The organism is Pseudomonas sp. FBF18 (assembly GCF_024261405.1).
Lineage (GTDB): Bacteria > Pseudomonadota > Gammaproteobacteria > Pseudomonadales > Pseudomonadaceae > Aquipseudomonas > Aquipseudomonas palmensis.
Map to the genome: position 1 here is coordinate 78,919 of NZ_QKRS01000009.1, position 17,143 is coordinate 96,061.

11 protein-coding genes and 1 other RNA gene are annotated in these 17,143 nt (G+C 56.4%); 9 read left to right on the forward strand and 3 right to left on the reverse strand.

Going from position 1 to position 17,143, the window contains the following annotated elements:
- The first annotated feature begins 65 nt into the window (after positions 1-65).
- From DN387_RS15590 to DN387_RS15635, 8 genes are all read left to right on the forward strand, one after another.
- Positions 66-2,876, forward strand: coding sequence for an FAD-binding and (Fe-S)-binding domain-containing protein (locus DN387_RS15590; protein ID WP_054916544.1), 2,811 nt, complete (start codon positions 66-68; stop codon positions 2,874-2,876).
- A 147-nt stretch (positions 2,877-3,023) separates the two neighbouring features.
- Positions 3,024-3,305: a hypothetical protein gene (locus tag DN387_RS15595; RefSeq protein WP_043863844.1), complete on the forward strand. Its 282-nt coding sequence runs from the start codon at positions 3,024-3,026 to the stop codon at positions 3,303-3,305.
- Between the two features lie 101 nt (positions 3,306-3,406).
- Positions 3,407-3,798, forward strand: a transfer-messenger RNA (tmRNA) gene (ssrA, locus tag DN387_RS15600).
- A gap of 130 nt (positions 3,799-3,928) precedes the next feature.
- The gene (locus DN387_RS15605) at positions 3,929-4,774 is read left to right on the forward strand and encodes a hypothetical protein (protein ID WP_218186788.1); all 846 of its coding nucleotides are present in this window, start codon (positions 3,929-3,931) and stop codon (positions 4,772-4,774) included.
- A gap of 197 nt (positions 4,775-4,971) precedes the next feature.
- A complete protein-coding gene (locus DN387_RS15610; RefSeq protein ID WP_021205331.1) occupies positions 4,972-5,124 on the forward strand; it encodes a hypothetical protein in 153 nt (50 codons plus the stop codon).
- A 647-nt stretch (positions 5,125-5,771) separates the two neighbouring features.
- Positions 5,772-6,917, forward strand: coding sequence for a YaaC family protein (locus DN387_RS15625; protein WP_236171687.1), 1,146 nt, complete (start codon positions 5,772-5,774; stop codon positions 6,915-6,917).
- Positions 6,918-7,242: 325 nt separating this feature from the next.
- Entirely contained in the window at positions 7,243-7,491 is a 249-nt protein-coding gene (locus DN387_RS15630; RefSeq protein ID WP_021205333.1) for an AlpA family transcriptional regulator, read from the forward strand.
- Positions 7,488-8,993, forward strand: a complete 1,506-nt coding sequence (locus tag DN387_RS15635; protein WP_236171689.1) for a YfjI family protein — start codon at positions 7,488-7,490, stop codon at positions 8,991-8,993. Before DN387_RS15630 ends, DN387_RS15635 begins: the two co-directional genes overlap by 4 nt.
- A gap of 417 nt (positions 8,994-9,410) precedes the next feature.
- On the opposite strand, the gene DN387_RS15640 is transcribed toward DN387_RS15635, so the two are convergent.
- Positions 9,411-13,292 carry a hypothetical protein gene (locus DN387_RS15640; protein ID WP_236171692.1) on the reverse strand — a complete coding sequence of 1,294 codons (3,882 nt, stop codon included), beginning with the start codon at positions 13,290-13,292 and terminating at the stop codon, positions 9,411-9,413.
- 1,185 nt (positions 13,293-14,477) lie between these two features.
- On the opposite strand from DN387_RS15640, the gene DN387_RS15645 reads away from it, so the two are divergent.
- The gene (locus DN387_RS15645; protein ID WP_236171694.1) at positions 14,478-14,906 is read left to right on the forward strand and encodes a hypothetical protein; all 429 of its coding nucleotides are present in this window, start codon (positions 14,478-14,480) and stop codon (positions 14,904-14,906) included.
- Positions 14,907-15,606: 700 nt separating this feature from the next.
- Here DN387_RS15645 and DN387_RS15650 read toward each other — a convergent pair.
- Together DN387_RS15650 and DN387_RS15655 are read right to left on the reverse strand one after the other, a co-directional pair.
- A complete protein-coding gene (locus tag DN387_RS15650) occupies positions 15,607-16,236 on the reverse strand; it encodes a recombinase family protein (protein WP_236171695.1) in 630 nt (209 codons plus the stop codon).
- A 171-nt stretch (positions 16,237-16,407) separates the two neighbouring features.
- Entirely contained in the window at positions 16,408-17,100 is a 693-nt protein-coding gene (locus DN387_RS15655) for a hypothetical protein (RefSeq protein ID WP_236171697.1), read from the reverse strand.
- Positions 17,101-17,143 lie beyond the last annotated feature (43 nt).

Genomic DNA, 17,143 nt, shown 5'->3' on the forward strand with positions numbered 1-17,143 from the left:
CCATCACCGCCTGATTGTCCGGGGCACGCGGCGCGATAGACGCCGTGGCCCCGCGAGGAGTTTGCATGAGCCTGCCCACCGCGTTTCTCGACTCGGTTGAACGCCTGATCCCCCGTGAGCGCCGCTTCGACGACCCCACGTCTACCCTGGCCTTCGGTACCGACGCCAGCTTCTACCGGCTGATCCCCAAGCTGGTGGTACGCGTGGAAAGCGAAGACGAAGTGGTGGGCCTGCTCCAGCTGGCCCAGCGCGACCGCGTGCCGGTGACCTTCCGCGCCGCCGGCACCAGCCTGTCGGGCCAGGCCATCAGCGACTCGGTGCTGATCGTGCTGGGCGACAACTGGAACGGTCGCGAGATTCGCGAGCAAGGCCGGCAGATCCGCCTGCAACCCGGCGTGATCGGCGCCCAGGCCAACGCCTGGCTGGCGCCGTTCGGACGCAAGATCGGCCCCGACCCGGCGTCCATCAACGCCTGCAAGATCGGCGGCATCGTTGCCAACAACGCCAGTGGCATGTGCTGCGGCACCGCCCAGAACACCTACCACACCCTGGCCGGCCTGCGCCTGGTGCTGGCCGACGGTACCCGCCTGGACAGCGAAGACCCGGCCAGCGTCGCGGCCTTCCAGAGCAGCCATGCCGACCTGCTCGAATCGCTCGCGCGCCTGGGCCGCGAGACCCGCGCCAACACCGAACTGGCCGCGAAAATCCGCCACAAGTACCGGCTCAAGAACACCACCGGCCTGTCGCTCAACGCGCTGGTCGACTACGACCAGCCACTGGACATCCTCAACCACCTGCTGGTGGGCTCCGAGGGCACCCTGGGCTTCATCAGCGCGGTTACCTACGACACTGTGATCGATCACCCGCACAAGGCGTCGGCGCTGATCGTGTTCCCGGACGTGGAAACCTGTTGCACCGCCGTCACCGTGCTGAAAAGCCAGCCGGTATCGGCAGTGGAACTGCTCGACCGGCGCAGCCTGCGCTCGGTGCAGGACAAGCCCGGCATGCCGGCCTTCGTGCAGCAGCTGTCCGAGGGTGCGTGCGCCCTGCTGATCGAGTCCCGTGCTGCCACCCAGACACTGCTGCACGAGCAGCTGGGCCTGATCATGGCCTCGCTGGCGCAATTTCCGGTCGAGAAACAGGTCGACTTCACCGAAGACGCCAAGGAAAACGCCAAGCTCTGGGCCATCCGCAAGGACACCTTTCCGGCCGTCGGCGCCGTGCGCAAGACCGGCACCACGGTCATCATCGAAGACGTGACCTTCCCGGTCGAGCAACTGGCCATCGGCGTCAACCGCCTGATCGAGCTGTTCGAGCGGCACCACTATGACGAAGCCATCCTGTTCGGCCATGCGCTGGAGGGCAACCTGCACTTCGTGTTCACCCAGGGTTTCAACAGTGCCGAAGAGGTCGCCCGCTACCAGGCGTTCATGGACGACGTGGCACACCTGGTGGCGGTCGAATTCGGCGGTTCGCTCAAGGCCGAGCATGGCACCGGGCGCAACATGGCGCCGTTCGTCGAACTGGAATGGGGCCACGATGCCTACCAGCTGATGTGGACGCTCAAGCGCCTGCTCGACCCCAACGGTATCCTCAACCCGGATGTGGTGCTCAGCGACGACCCGCAGATCCACCTTAAAAACCTCAAGCCGTTGCCGGCCGCCGACGAGATCGTCGACAAGTGCATCGAGTGCGGCTTCTGCGAACCGGTATGCCCGTCCAAGGGGCTGACCCTGAGCCCGCGCCAGCGCATCGTGATGTGGCGCGACATCCAGGCCAAGAAGCGCGCCGGGGTCGATACCACCGCGCTTGAACGCGACTACCAGTACCAGGGCATCGACACCTGCGCCGCCACCGGCTTGTGCGCCCAGCGCTGCCCGGTAGGCATCAACACCGGCGAACTGGTGAAGAAACTGCGCGCCCAGGCTGCCAGCCACGTGAAGACAGCCGACTGGCTGGCGGAGCATTTCCACACCGCGCTAAGCGGCGCCCGCCTCACCCTGCGCGCAGCCAACGGTGCCCGCCGCCTGTTGGGCGCGCCACGGCTGGCCCGCATCAGCCAGTCATTGAGCAAAGCCAGCAACGGCCGCCTGCCGCTCTGGACGCCGGCCATGCCGCAGCCCCTGCAGCCCATCCAGTTCAGCCCCGCGAGCAACGATGCGCGGCCCCGCGTGGTGTACCTGGCGGCCTGCGTATCGCGCGTCATGGGCCCGGCCGCGGGCGATCGCGAACAGACCTCGCTGCTGGACAAGACCCGCGGCCTGCTGGAAAAGGCCGGCTACCAGGTGGTGTTCCCCGAGAACCAGGACAGCCTGTGCTGCGGTCAGCCGTTCGCCTCCAAGGGCTATGCCGAACAGGCCGAGCACAAGCGCCAGGAACTGATTGGCGCGCTGCTGCATGCCAGCCGCGGCGGGCTCGACCCGATCTACTGCGACACCAGCCCGTGCACCTTGCGCCTGGTGCAAGACCTCAAGGACTCGCGCCTGGACCTGTATGACCCGGTGCGCTTCATCCGCACCCACCTGGTGGACAAGCTGGAGTTCACCCCGCAGGACGCACCCATTGCCGTGCACGTGACCTGCAGCACCCAGCACCTGGGCGAGAGCCAGGCCCTGATCGACCTGGCGCGGCGTTGCAGCAAAGAGGTGGTGATACCCGAGGGCATCCACTGCTGCGGGTTCGCCGGCGACAAGGGCTTCACCACCCCCGAACTGAACGCACATTCACTGCGCAGCCTAAAGGACGCCGTGCAGTACTGCAGCGAAGGCATCTCCACCAGCCGCACCTGTGAAATCGGCCTGAGCGAGCATGGCGGCATCGACTATCACGGCCTGGTGTACCTGGTGGACCGGGTGACCAGAGCCAGGGCGCTGTGAGCCAAGGCGGCTCCTGCACACCGGCAGGAGCTGGCCTTGCCGGCGAACAGGCCATCTGCCACAACATCCGTCTGAACCCCTGGCATCGGCCGCAGTCCATGCAAATAGGCCCCTTATCCTGAGGCCTTCCCAGCCAAGGAGATTCACATGAAGCGTACTGCGATTACCGGACTGTTCCTCAGCGCCGCACTGCTAGCCTCGCCTGTGTTCGCGGCGGATAAAGACCTGTGTACCAGCAACCTGCAGAAGATCGACGACCAGATGGCAACCATGGGCGCGACCTCCGAAGGGCTGGACGATGCGCTGAAACAGCATGTGGCTGACGCCAAGGCCGCGCAGGCGGCGGGCAACGACAAGGATTGCATCACCATCAGCGCCAAGGTGCTGTCGCGCCTCGAGAAGACCGACAAGGGCGGCAACGGTCAGTAACCTCGGTGGGCGACCGGACCGGTAGTCGACGTCGCCCGACCGATGGCGTATACTCCGTCACATGCACCCGAAACGGTGCTAGCGCTAGAGCAGTAAAAAATGGGGCCGATTAGGATTCGACGCCGGTGATGAAACTCTAGGTGCATGCCGAGTTGGTAACAGAACTCGTAAATCCACTGTTGCAACTTTCTATAGTTGCCAATGACGAAAACTACGAGGGTTACGCTCTCGCTGCGTAAGCAGCCGAGCCCGCTCTCCTGGTAGCTTCGGCTCCAGCAATCACTAGGGGATGCCTGTAAACCCGAAGTGATTGTCATACAGAACAGGATCGTCGTGTAGCACGTTGGGGGCAAAGCGACTAAAACTTACCCAACTCGTCCAAAGCACCCTGCCCGTCGGGCGGCTGCGGATTAACTCAATAGACACGGCTAAGCATGTAGTACCGACAGCGGAGTACTGGCGGACGGGGGTTCAAATCCCCCCGGCTCCACCAAATAATCCTTACAAATCAGGCACTTAGCGAATTTCGCAAGTGCCTTTTTTGTGTCCAAATGGGCTGTTTTGGCTGGGGAATGCCAGCTTTATGACAGCCTCATGAAGCGATAAGTAGGCAGGAGGCAGGCTTGTACAATCTCTTGGTGCGGTACGGCGGATGGAGCGGTCGCCGTGACGAGGTATCGCTCAGCCGAATCTATGTTCCACAGGATGACCCGGTTCACCGTCTTCCTGACGGTTCAGTCAATTTCGCAGCACTGACCCAAATCCCAGCTCTCTTCGTCGAAGAGACTGCACGGGGCGAGACGCAATTTGCCAGAGTGGGCAGCATCACCTCCATCACGGCTGCGGGCGCCAGTGTAAGCATTCAATATAGCTACGAGCCTAACGTTCCACCTATCCCCCACGATGAGGTGATGCGTTTAGCTGCAGCCTTGGATATCCCAATGCCTACGCGAGGGTTTACTGCTTTTGAGCACAGCCACTGGCGTGTACCTAGGGCCGATCTGTACAAAGTGATCGCTACTGAAGTCAGTCGGACAGACCGAACCCCGAGGGTTTTCCAGTTGCGAGAGCCGCAACTTGTAGAACAGGACTTGTTGAGTGCGATGATGCCCTTTGCTGGTTTCGGTGGGGTTTACCACGCAATCCAAGGAGCAGCTGCAAACAATCTCATGCGCTGCCACCGAGCTGATGATATTTGGGAGAATCACGCGATCATTCAGGATGTTGTCGACCTGATTGATAGGTCCTCGATTGTGGTCTGCGACTGTACTAACCGGAATCCCAACGTTTTCTATGAGATCGGAGTGGCTCATGCGCTAGGAAAGGAGGTTATCCTGATCACACAGAGTGGCGGGGACGTGCCCTTCGACCTAGCACACATCCGGCACATCCGGTATTTCGCGAATGACCTGCACCAATTGACAGTCGATCTCACTGCACGCATTCAGGCTATTCGGGCGAGGAGATAATCGACAGGCGGCGCGATTTACTGATACTGTCGCGCCACTGCAAGATGCCAGGAAGCGAAGCCTTGCTTCGCCCTGCAACTGTCCAGTTGGGACGCTGCCGCCGGACTCTGGTGAAAAGAAACAACAGGCAGCGAAGTCTGAACCTCCTCGCCCACTGCTTTATGAGACCAGGAGAAACAGCTAGAGGAGGTCACCTCATGGGTGATATGAATCAGGCTGGTTCAGCAGTTTTGCACAAGCGCATTCGTGCGTTCGGTAGCATGGCCATCGGCTTCGGCTTGATGGGCATCGATCCAGTGTCCGCTGTTGCACTGGCGCTTTTGGCTACTGTCGTCTTGGCGATGTTGTAAGGCTAGGGAGGCCATGGGCTCGGACATGGCCGCCTGAACCTACTCAGCGACATGATCTTGTCGCTTCTTCCAGCTCCTTCCTGTAGCCGATCCACTGACGTCGCTTAGCCAGCAACGCCCGAAACCTCACTTCCAGGCTGTCGGTCTTGCGCAAGCCGGCAGTTGCCCAAATCGTCACATCTACTTCGGGAACGCGGCAAGGCACCTGCACCGGAACCTGTTCGCGCACCTAATGGATCTGTGGTTCTACCTGGCCGTCGCGCGGCAGGCGGTCAGTGAAGTTGCTCCGTCCAGCCTCGAAGCGCTCAAGGCGCAGAAGGTGCATATCTTCATGGCTGACAGAGAGATTTCCAAAATCCACGTATGCTTGAGCGCTGGATCGGCGACCAGCCGATTCACAAGACAATCTGGCATCCGGCGATGAAGAAGGCCGGCACACGGTGCCGCCGTCCTTACCAGACTAGGCACACCTTACCCTCGATGATGTTCTCTGCGGGTGGGCATCTAATGTGGGTTGCTAAGCAGATGGGCTATAGCGATTGGACAATTAACGTCCGAGTGTACGGTAGATGGATGCCGAGTACCGATTTGACGGCAGGTGCAAAAGCCTAAACTATGTGCAATTTCGACATCAAGGGTAGTAATGGATGAAGCTTCAACAGGCAAGGAAAGGTGAAAGAGTCAAAGCTAGGCAGCGTGTTGTAGATTTTTCTTTCTGGCCAACTGCACATGCTCACAAGAATCGCTACCGAGTAATATCAACTTTATTTGCACTTGATCCTTGGGCAATTATTGAAGGAAGCATTGGCCGCAAATGCCCCGCCAATTCAATGGACGAGGCTCGGGCCTGCCTGAATCAAGCAAGAGACTTTTTTCAGGCGGCCAATCAGGCTGGCACATTGGAGTCGAGGCCTCTCTCGCTTTATTATAGCTACATGAACTTAGTAAAAGCTTTTTGTCTTACAAAAGGCACTCAGACGACATTCGATAAAGCTCAACATGGTCTTTCGGAAAGACTACGCCCAGCAGGGAAAGAGTTGATTGACGCTTTTCTCTCTGCGTTCACGAGTCCAAACCAAAGAGGTGAACTTCAAAACTTTGATGAATTTCTCAAAGCATTGACTGGAGCACCGCTGACCGCTAACTTCGCTTATGACCTTGTAAAGCTATTACCGCAGACAGTGAGTGGACATAGACTCTGGTGCTCAGCTGCAGGCGCTGATGAGCGGATGTTCCCTATCCATGATATTCAGTACTGGAAGAGCACGGACGGAAAGAGCATCTGGCTTCGAGTATTATTTGAGAACGAAAATCTCACCCGACATGGTATGTCTCGCTCCCGTCTCCTGAAAGACACAGGGCTACATTCGGATTTCCGAATTGTTTCTCAAGACTTCAGCACAGACAAGACTCTTACAACCCTGGAAATGAAAACCCCCCTTCCAATAACAGGATACGCCTCAGATAAAATCCATGAGCTTTCAAGACTCATAAAGGATCGAGTTTGGTCGGTCGTTTCTACAGTGCCTCCATACAGAAAGCACTACGTATACGCATGCCCACAAAATGAGCAGCAGCACGTTATTCCGCAGCTATTAAGCATTTATGCAATTTCATACTATCTAGGCTCTATTACACGATACCGACCCCACCAGCTTCCGAAAATATCGAAAGATATATTTGGCCCTCTGATTCAAGATTTTATCACCGGGCAACCGATGCAATTTCTTTACCTAATGGCTTCGGAGTTTGCTGAACAGGACGTAGCTAAGCCAGCGATCGTTCTACAATAATTACAAAATGACAGTGTCTAGGCTGTAAGCCTTAAAAACAAAGGGTAGGCGAGGATTTAAACTCCCCTACCCACCAAATAATAATTAAAAATCATGAGCTTAGCGATTATCGCAAGTGCCTTTTATGGCTGTTGTGGCTGGAAAATGACTGGAGTATGCGAGCTTTATGACAGGCTCGCTGCCCGCGACGAAGCTTATCCGCTGCTGCCGTATTTCCCCTAATGACCGAGAAAACGTTTTCCGTCGCTTTTGTGGTTTGAAATCGCGCCCCAGAGAGCTGTCGGGGTTATTAAATTTGTGTCGGCTTACACACAGAGACCCGCACATGCCGACACATGCCCCCAAAAAGTACCTGATCAGTCACGCCTCGCTGCAGCACTGCTTTGACAAGAGCCGCTCTGGCCTCGAGAAGCTGCGCGAAAGCGACCCCAGCTTCCCTCGCCCCATCAAGTTTGGCCCGAGCAAACAGGCTGGCGTTTACTTCGTCGTCGCGGAGGTGGAAGCCTGGCTGGAGAGCAAGATCAGCGAGCGTGATGGAGTCACTCGGGCTCTCTCTGAGAGAGATGAGCAATGACCACACACGAGCAGATACCGTCGTTCTTGGCAGAAATGCCGGAGGCAGCACGTGCTTCGTATCTGAATCCAAGCATCGTGCCAAAGCCTCTGCCGAGCGGATTGGCCAGGGTTATGCCCTGGCGTGGAGAGCTACTGCCTGCTGTTCTTCAAGAATACGTGCGGGATGTCGCTGAGCGTACCCAGTGCCCGCCGGATTTTGTTGGGGTCGCGCTTGTAGTTGCTGTCAGCGCCGTGGTCGGGCGCAAATTCACCATCCATCCGAAACAGCATGATGATTGGACTGTCGTTCCCAACCAATGGGGAGTCATCATTGGACGACCGTCTGCGATGAAAACACCAGCGCTCAAGCAAGCGCTTCGTCCCTTGGACGCATTGGAGACAAGAGAGCGAAATCGGCATTCCATGGCGTTGGAGGAGTACAGGACCAACAGTGAGCTGCTCGACATCGAGCGCAAGGCTGCTAAGAGCAAGGCCACGAAACTTATAGGCAGCGGCGACAAACTTGGAGCGCGGGAGGAACTTACCAAGGTTTCGAGTGATGTGCTGCCTCCAGTGCAGCGTCGTTACACCGTCAACGACTCAACGGTAGAAAAGCTCGGAGAGCTGCTCAACGAAAACCCAAATGGCCTGCTGCTAGTACGTGACGAGCTCGGGGGCTGGCTCGCAACAATACAGAGCGAGGACGGCTCAGTGGCACGCGCTTTCTACCTGGAGTGCTTCGATGGCAACGGCTCATTTACCTACGATCGTATTGGCCGAGGCACCCTGTTCATCGAGTCATGTTGTTTATCGCTGATAGGCGGAATCCAACCCTCACGAATCGCTTCCCTGGTGAACGCCGCGATCAGCGGAGAAGTGGATGACGGCCTGATTCAGCGCCTACAACTCGCCGTCTATCCCGACGACATCCGTGAGTGGCGTCTGATCGATCGCTGGCCGAACCAAGCTGCCGCTGAGCAGGTGGAACAGATTATTAACCACCTCGACCAGCTCCCATCCGAGCCTCGTGCTGCTCTCAGGTTCAGCCCAGAAGCACAGGAAATATTTAACGCCTGGTATACGCGTCATATGCGACAAAGCCGGAGCGAAGAACTTCACCCAGCATTGCAATCCCATTATCTAAAAATGCCGCAGACCATTGCGGGGTTGGCCCTACTGTTCGAACTGGTCGAAGGTGGACAGCGAGCCGTGGGCACAGAGTCCACGTCCCGCGCCATTAACTGGGCGAGCTACCTGATGAGCCATGCCTTGCGACTCTACGGCGCAGCTATCAACGCCCCACTACTCGGTGCCAGGCTGATCTTGGAGCGTCAGCGGAAATTACCCGAACCGTTTACCCCACGCGAGGTGCGTCAGAAGGACTGGATAGGACTGGGCTCACAGGACGCTGTGAACAACGCACTCGCAGTTCTGGCTGAACACGACTTAATCATTGGCTACGAAGTGGCCGGAGAAAAAGGTGGCCGCCCATCAACACGCTACATCTGGCGAAATCCGTAGCCTCGACCCAACCTGTTTACCAAAAAGCCGGTAGGGCAACCTACACAACCTACGAAACCAAGTTCTGTAGGTTTTGTAGGCACCCTTTTACTGGTTGGGATAAGTAATCAGCGCCAAAATGGACGTCCCGGAGCGCTTAGGGCAACTTCCAGGCTTGCGAACCGGCCGCTCAGAATCTATCGAATCAGGCCGGAATCGGCCCAGGCTGTGTGAAAACCTCCGGCGCGATCTGGCTGGTTGAAAAACAGCCAGAATTTCGCGCTTCTACGCGAATTCTGGGTAACCTGAATAGCCAAGCTTTGACAGATTTCACGTACGCTCGCGTTCTTCCAAGAGCAGTTTGGGTTTTCACACAGCCTGGGCCAATAGCTGCCGGTAAGGACAGGCATTTACTGGCCAATGGGACGTAGGGCTAGCTTATTCGAAGCTCCCAGTACGCTCGCGCTCCTCTTCGTCCTCTCGAAGCTCTTCCGCTGCGATTCTTCGTTCGAGGCTCGCTCTGGCTGTCGCCAATACTGGCTTCAGCTGTTCTTCGTTATCGAGACTCAGAGCATCGAGAAGCGGAATCCGTTTCTTCAAGATTTCGGCCAAAGACCCGGACCAGCCTGAAGGCGTGAATCGCTTCAAATAGGCTTCAATCACAGACTTCTTATCAGGAGCATTAGCGAGCACAGCCAGCGCGGCATCCGAAATAACCAACTCAGAATCGTCCACAGAGTCGATATTGGTATGCTCTTCACTTGCTTGACTTCGAGTGTCGAATAGCTTGCAGCTCCGCGCCGCGAACACGTAACGATCAGACGGCGAGGCATTACACCAATCGATCAACATGTCCACTGGGACTACGCTGAGTGCTGTCTCTTTCCGATCACTGAAAGCGCGCCCAATCACCGGCGACACCTGACGGTAGTAAGCTTCTTCACCGGGAATATAAATCGCGTCGAGCGCTCGTCGCGGCATGTGCCTGAGGAACGGCGAGATAGCGTTTTTGATGACGTCCCTATTGAGGTAACTACATTCCTTCGTGCGCGCAAAGGCAACTAGACCGTTCAACACCTCCAGCGCTGCTTCGGAAGAAGCTAATCGCTTCAATGAAAACTCCAGTATGCTCTCAAGGCGGTAACCGCTATTGGCACGATCTCCAAGAACCTTTCCCCACTCGGCTGAGCCCAGAAGATTGAGGCAGGCTGCCGCCAGTGGCTCCTTATACGCATCATCGTGATCTGATGCGCAGTGGACGACCATGGCGAGGATGTCGAGAAACACGACACCACCATCTGGCAGCAGTGCTATCGCAGAAAGCAGCTCGCCAATCTCCGCAACAGAGAATGAGTCAGTTTGTCTGCCCATCCCGAGATAGGAATATTGCCAGGCAGGAGTATTTCCACCCTTGATTGATTGGTGGATTCGAGCGTAAGCCGCTTGGTTCATCGGTATGCTGCAATGCAGGTCCATGATCCATTTGACCCAAACTGCATCACTCACCGCGCTGTCGAGAAACTCCTCGGCAGAAGCGGGAGATGCGTGATGCCAGCCGTTAAGCAAGCCGCGGAGGAACAAGACACCGACGGTTCCGGGCATGGCAGTGGCGATATGTTCTTTTGCCGCATCCAAAATCCAGCTCGGGTCCGCAATCTGTTTTCCAACCCCAACCCCAAAATGAAATGCACTGGCTCCTGACTTGGTTGAAATCAATTGCGGGAGTAACTCGAAGAGAAGGCCCTCAATGGTGGCAGCAGCCTCCCCAAGCTCCTCCGCGGCCTGGTTTGATCTGCGGATGCGCTCCCCAGTCGTTTCAGCGCTCTGATCTGTATCATCGTCATCAAGATCTAGGTCGAATTGATTCGATTCTAGAAGTCGAGCTCGAATCATGTCGGGTATAGCCTTCGGCTTGAGAAGTTTCTCCAGTTCGCGCAGCTCGTTTTGAACCGACTCATCGAGTTGACCCGAGTCAAAGCGGAGAATGTTTTTGATCCCAAACCAACCCTGAGGCCAGCTCACGACTGAAGCCAGTTCTTCTATTGCTGCACACACTTCTGGCCTCAGATTCGTGTCAACCCAAAGTCCTCTTAAGCGGCGTCCCAAAATAGATCTGCAACTTTCAGAAAGCTCGGACGTCTGCTTACCAATGTCTAGTGCCATGCGAATGAATGGCATGTACCACGCATTAACATCTGAGCTGGATGCAGGAGCCCATCCCTCGCTGCGCTTTCGGGCTCCAAAATCGAATCTGCTCACGGAGGTAAAATATCCTGTCTCAAGCGCCGCTTCGAGCGCTAAAAGCCCCAACTGCTCTCGTTTGGAGTCCCCCGATTCAAGTAGTTCTCTGACGAATTTTGCCCTTTGAGTGGGTGGGGCATTCGTTCCGGATAGCACGCAGAAAAACAGAGACGTCAGAATTCCTACAGTGGATTCGTGCCCCCCATTTTCTTGGGGCTCCGCCAAGGCGAATCGGACAAGAATATCGGCGGCGATATCGAAGTCTTCGTCTTCGAACGCGATGGCTTTCAACGTGTGCGCATACTGGGCACGTTGCCTGTTTTCATCCGAAAGAAAGCTAGGGATATTGGCAGCCCGTCCAATTGCCGCTAGAGCGATCTTTGGAGATACAGGCGCAATGTTGTGAAAGATCTCATGGCCAATGTCATTGAGAGCCGTTAGATCGCCCAAGCGCCCGGATGGCGAGAGCCAGTCCCGTACGAGCTCGGCGGCTTTTGCGCTTTCATGTAGGTAACCAAGTCGCCGCGAGAACGACCGGGCAACACGGTCGGTCGCGTTATCGACAAAGGCATTCACGATCTGCGATTTGGGTATCGCTTCTAGTGCCTGGGCTGCAAGTCGATTAGCAATCGCGTGTGGCAAAACAGCACGCCATTTGCCGCGCACCTGTACGAGACCTCTTCGCTGTAAATCAAACACTTTTCGCTTTAGGGTGATCAATGAAACGTCAGCAACAGCGGCAATTTTGTTGAGCTCTGAGCCAGGGCCATCGTCCTCGCCGTCGAACGAGTACAAAATACTGGCCGCTTCTGCGCAGCGGAGGAGATCTTCATTCTCCGCGTTCTTCTGATGAAACAGGCGCTTGAACAAGTCGGAGTCTCGCAACCGCGCCAGCTCACCAGTCGTCGTAACAGTCGCTGCCAACGCAAACGCGACGCGAGCGTTACCGTCGGAGAATGCGGTGATGGTATCGACATCACTGAACGATAGGACTGGATAACGCCGCTGAAGAAGCTGCTTGATTACATCATCGGAGGAGCCTTCGAGACGGTAGCACTTCGTGGCGTCTGGTAAGTCGTCCCGAACGTCGTACTCAACAGTGACCAAGCCTATCTTGCTGCCAGACTTTTTCAGCAGCTCGGTGAGCCTCTGATGAGTGTCAGCTCCGCAGTTGTCCACGACGAGAACACACTGACTACCGTCTTCAATCAGCGCTTCGAGCATCGCTGAAGGTTGAGGTGAAGGTCCATCTGAAAGGTCCGTGTACAGCACGTCGTCAGCACTCAGCGCAGCCTGATGTGCCCTCACGCGCGGATCGAAGAGCGCCTGTACCAGTCTCGTTTTACCGACGCCAGATAAGCCGACAATGCGTACGCTTGCCCCCTTCGACAGGTCGATACGCAGGCGATCAATGGCGGCCGAAACATTAATGCCCTTCTCTGCGTCAGGCGTGAACACATTGACTCGATCATCGATCAGATATTCGGAGTCGACGGTCGTCTCTTGGTAGGCCCATCCCGAGTATGGGCGCCAACCCACAAGTGGCTTGCCTAGCTGGTGTTTTACCCAGGCGACGATCGCTGGGTGTTGCTCGACCCAGTCTGCAATCTTTCTCGCGTCATAGAAGGCAATATGCGGCGAGGAGCCGAGGCCGTTGGCCGACAAGCAATCTCTCATCGCATTGAGTCGAAGATCGAGAGCGGATTCGGAGGTATCGTCTCGCGTTGCGGCGATGACGTAACTTCCTTTGATCGTGGCGAGGTCACGTATTGCTTGCCTTAGCACTCCCTTGGGCGCCATTTCCCCAGGTATCTTGCCGGGGGTGAACACCTCGGCCTTTACCTGAAAGGCTGTGTTGTCATTGGGTAGATAGCCGGATATCCCCAGTGGCGGATTTATCTCTACCCTGACGTCCACCCCTCCATCTTTTGCTCTTTGATCGCCACCCCAGGTGACGGCCGACTCGGAGCCACCGTGCTTGCGAATCTCAGCCCGACACAATCTTGCGATCAGTGCGCGCGCTTGCTCGTCGTTCAGGGATTTTATGTCCGCTGTATCTACGTGAAATAGTGTGTGCATTTTAGGGGGGCGTCAGGCTGACTGAGGCCTTAGCTTATAGCCTGAAGGCCTTGTGATACAGCAAGTACTCGCAAGACGAAATAGTTGAGGGTTGGTTCCATCCGGCTAGCATGGCTGCAAACCAAACTGGGAAATCCAGAGTCCTCCGGGTATTCATCTCTGGCCGGTAGAACCCTCCACGTGGTGAGGCTGGTTGCCTTCGGTGCCACGCTTGGAAACCTGGATGACTGCTTTTGGTCCAGGCTGTGTGAAAACCCAAACGGATCTCTGAGGAGCGCGAGCGTACGTAAAATCTGCAATGGCTTGGCTATTCAGCTAACCCAGATTTCGCGCAGGAGCGCGAAATTTTGATCGTTCTCTAACCAGTCGGATCGTGCCTAACGTTTTCACACAGCCAGGGTCGCAAGCAGCCACCTTCGGCGACCATTCTTGACCGGCTCGGTCTACCGATCACTATCTGGCTATCATGAACGCACGTCACCGTCGTCATTTGTTGCCCACTCACCGTACTGGCCCTGCGCTCAGGAAAACACACCGTCATCTGCCGTCCGTTTCTCGTCGCAGCCGGAGCCTTGCATTTACACCTTTGATGCCGGATCGTCGTCTGACGCTGGTTTGTCGCTACCACTGGGTCTTCCCCGCGAACAGATTAACCCCTCAGGAGCGGCATCATACTGACATCACCCCTTCACAACGCTAATTGCCTGGAAAAACCTCGTGAAAACGCTGAAGCCCAGTATTCATGGGCTTGCAGCCACAACACCCCTTCACGACACCTCTTAACGACACCCCTTCACAACGCCAATTGCCCGGCTAAAGCTCGTGAAAACGCTGAAACCCAGTATTCATGCGGCTTGCGGCCACAACACCCCTTCACGACACCTCTTGACGACACCCCTTCACAACGCCAACCACCTGGAAAAAGCCCGTGAAAACGCTGAAGTCCAGTATTCATGCGGCTTGCAGCCACAACACCCCTTCACGACACCCCTTCCAGCAAATCGGTAAGTTTCTCTATGGGAGGTGAAGCGTCAGACTCCCATAAGCAATAGATGGGAGGTGAGCCCTGTTTTTTACGATGTGTCGCGAAGCGGATGTCAGGGCCACCCAAAAGCGCCTGATCAGAGATTTGGGTTTTCCGAGATCGAGGGGAGACTGTGCTCACCTACATCGAGGAGCACTACCATGGATCTGCTCGCCACCATTGCCAACCTGATGGCCTCAATCGTCCAGCCGACAAAACCGTTGTACACCACAGTGGTATATCCCACCCAAGGGAAAGCAGTAGTGCTGCATGACGGTCTCAACCTACTCAGTGAGCGCACGTGGTACCAGTATCCCGAGTCGCTGACCGGCGAAGAAGAGAAGTCGACCTACCCGTTCGATCTTCACAACGACGATAACGCGGTCTGGGTCGAGCCCGTCATGCAGACTCAGGCTGACAATTGCAGCCTGCAGAGCAGCTTCATGGATCTGATGGACAACGCTTGGGTAAACCCGGCCAACGGGCTGCCGATGATGGATGGCTGCGTCGATGTCATGGGCAATGCTTACGGCATGGACTCGATGAGCGACAGTCTGTGGTTCGATCACGGTGGCGCGTTCGCAGACTGAATCAGCGCCCGCCAGTTGCCGGCGCTAGAACGTTGAACCAGCATGCAAAATTGCTGTGCGTTTCTGTACAGTGAACGAGTCTCTTAGACTCTGATGCCCATCAGCACGGGAGAAGGACATGGACCGGTTTGAGCTACTAATCTATTCAGTGTTCGGCGTGCTCTGCGCCTTGGGGGTAACAGCCGCGATTGGTTACAGGATCGCCGCTTACCTGGACAAGCAGCACGACAACAGCAAACACAGCGGAACACGCCCGAACTCGACTGCTGATTAATTGGATCAAGTGAGCGATCAGGTCACGTTCAAGCACGTGCCAAGTCAAGGAGGATGACATCGTGAGCAAAGTTGAATGCCAGTGCTGTAGGAAGAGGATGGTTCCGAAGGTGATCACCGGCGCGCCGATCTACATAAGCGGAGTTCCCCTAGGCGGTGGTGATCCCGAGTCATCTGTATGCCCCTTCTGTCTGTCGCCGAAATGGATGCTCACCTAGCGCCAGGCTCTGGCCGTTGGCAGGGCCAATGCAGAGTTCTACGGCATTTTGGTTCTCGCCCTACTAAACATCGTTGCCTTCGTCCGTCTCGGAGAACTGGGGGGCGGGATAGTGCTTGCTGTATCCGTCACAGCCTTCTTACTACGCAGCAGAATTATCAGCGTGCTGCGGCAGCGTTTGAGACGTTAAACCCGCTCACCTCGCCCCCTTCAAATCACGTTACTGCCGCTCATCTGATCGCGAACTTTAAGCACCGTCGTGGTGCTGCAACCTGCATGGCGAGCAGTCGCGCGAATACCCAGACCAGCGCCCAGCAGTTCACCGATGCGCTGATGTAGGTTCTTGTCAGCCGGCCGACCCTTGTAAGCGCCGGAAGCTTTTGCCCGATGAATTCCCTGGGCCTGACGCTCACGACGCTGCTCGTAGTCCTTGCGCGCGATAGCCGCCATCATCTCGATCATCATGCCGTTGATCGCGGCCTGCATTCGGCCAGTGAATTCGTCACCAGCCGTGTCTCTCATGCTCTGGTGGCTGGTCGGAAGATCCAGGGCGACAATACGCAGCCCCTTGGAATCAATCGCAGCCTTGAGTGCCTGCCAATCAGCCACCGGCAATCGGGAAAGCCGGTCGATGCTTTCCAGCAGCAATACGTCCCCGTTGTGGGCGTCCGCTATCAGTCTCAACAACTCTGCTCGGTCAGTTCTGGCCCCACTGGCGTTCTCGATATATTGCGCAGCGATGGCCCTGCCATGGTCGGCAGCGAACTGCTGCAGAGCGCCACGGGCACGATTGGCGTCTTGCTCGGCAGTGGACGCACGAAGGTAGGCGCGGACAAACATAAGATTTCCTTTCACGTATCAGTTTGGGTGGTGTTTTTCAGGCGTATCAGTTAGACCGTTACTTACAAATTCGAGCACCAGGGAAAACTTGCTCCCGAACGTATCAGCTAAGGCATACCTAAAAAATCTCCGCAGATTTGCGAAAACCCACGGCGATACAGAGCAGCAGAATTACTTCCCTACGAAGTAGAGTCCCCTGCCCTGATTGAAGATTGCCGCAGGGATCGAGTTTTTCCTCAGCCGCTGGCCAGGGTGGTAGATGTAGATCCACTCAGGCAGGTGTTGCGATGCAAGCTGCATGGCTTCCGAAGTCGTCATGTCGTTCTTGTAGGCATCAAGCGTGAACTGGTTGTCACGGATGAAGATCGGCCCGTAGCTGAGCGGCGATCTCAGAAAGCTCGGCGATTTAGAAACCTCATCACTGTATGGAATCGGCCGCTCCGCGTAGCTATCTGCCAAGGATGCATAGCCGCGGGCATGACCATCAGGATATTTACCTGTCTGCATTGGCAGCTTCGATAGGCCATTGGCAAAAACCTTCTTACGAGCGTCTTCGACCTTACGCAATGCAAGAGCAGATGCCGCGTCCGGCGAGCTTGCCTGGTCAGCGGGCACCCACGCGACAACCTGAGTTGTGCGCGCCGGATCGCTCGCCCCACCCAATAGCATCAAACCCAAGCCAATTCCCGCTGCTGCGCCGCCACTCAGACCTGTAGATGGAGATGCAGAGCCAACCGCGCTTAATCCAGCATCCCCAAGCACTGCCCCAGAGCCGCCAACAGGGCTAGCTCCATCAACTCCCCCCGACAGCTCGATCGGAACGTCCCGCTGCCCGGAAATCCCCATGGCGGTCAGAACATGCATAGCATCCGACCATTTTTCTCTCGGCACATACTTTGGCTCAGGA

What these genes read in the sequence shown, in the direction of transcription:
- DN387_RS15590 (WP_054916544.1), top strand. Translation starts at nt 66, where the DNA reads ATGAGCCTGCCCACCGCGTTTCTCGACTCGGTTGAACGCCTGATCCCC.
- DN387_RS15595 (WP_043863844.1), top strand. Translation starts at nt 3,024, where the DNA reads ATGAAGCGTACTGCGATTACCGGACTGTTCCTCAGCGCCGCACTGCTA.
- DN387_RS15610 (WP_021205331.1), top strand. Translation starts at nt 4,972, where the DNA reads ATGGGTGATATGAATCAGGCTGGTTCAGCAGTTTTGCACAAGCGCATT.
- DN387_RS15625 (WP_236171687.1), top strand. Translation starts at nt 5,772, where the DNA reads ATGAAGCTTCAACAGGCAAGGAAAGGTGAAAGAGTCAAAGCTAGGCAG.
- DN387_RS15630 (WP_021205333.1), top strand. Translation starts at nt 7,243, where the DNA reads ATGCCGACACATGCCCCCAAAAAGTACCTGATCAGTCACGCCTCGCTG.
- DN387_RS15635 (WP_236171689.1), top strand. Translation starts at nt 7,488, where the DNA reads ATGACCACACACGAGCAGATACCGTCGTTCTTGGCAGAAATGCCGGAG.
- DN387_RS15640 (WP_236171692.1), bottom strand. Translation starts at nt 13,292, where the DNA reads ATGCACACACTATTTCACGTAGATACAGCGGACATAAAATCCCTGAAC.
- DN387_RS15645 (WP_236171694.1), top strand. Translation starts at nt 14,478, where the DNA reads ATGGATCTGCTCGCCACCATTGCCAACCTGATGGCCTCAATCGTCCAG.
- DN387_RS15650 (WP_236171695.1), bottom strand. Translation starts at nt 16,236, where the DNA reads ATGTTTGTCCGCGCCTACCTTCGTGCGTCCACTGCCGAGCAAGACGCC.
- DN387_RS15655 (WP_236171697.1), bottom strand. Translation starts at nt 17,100, where the DNA reads ATGCATGTTCTGACCGCCATGGGGATTTCCGGGCAGCGGGACGTTCCG.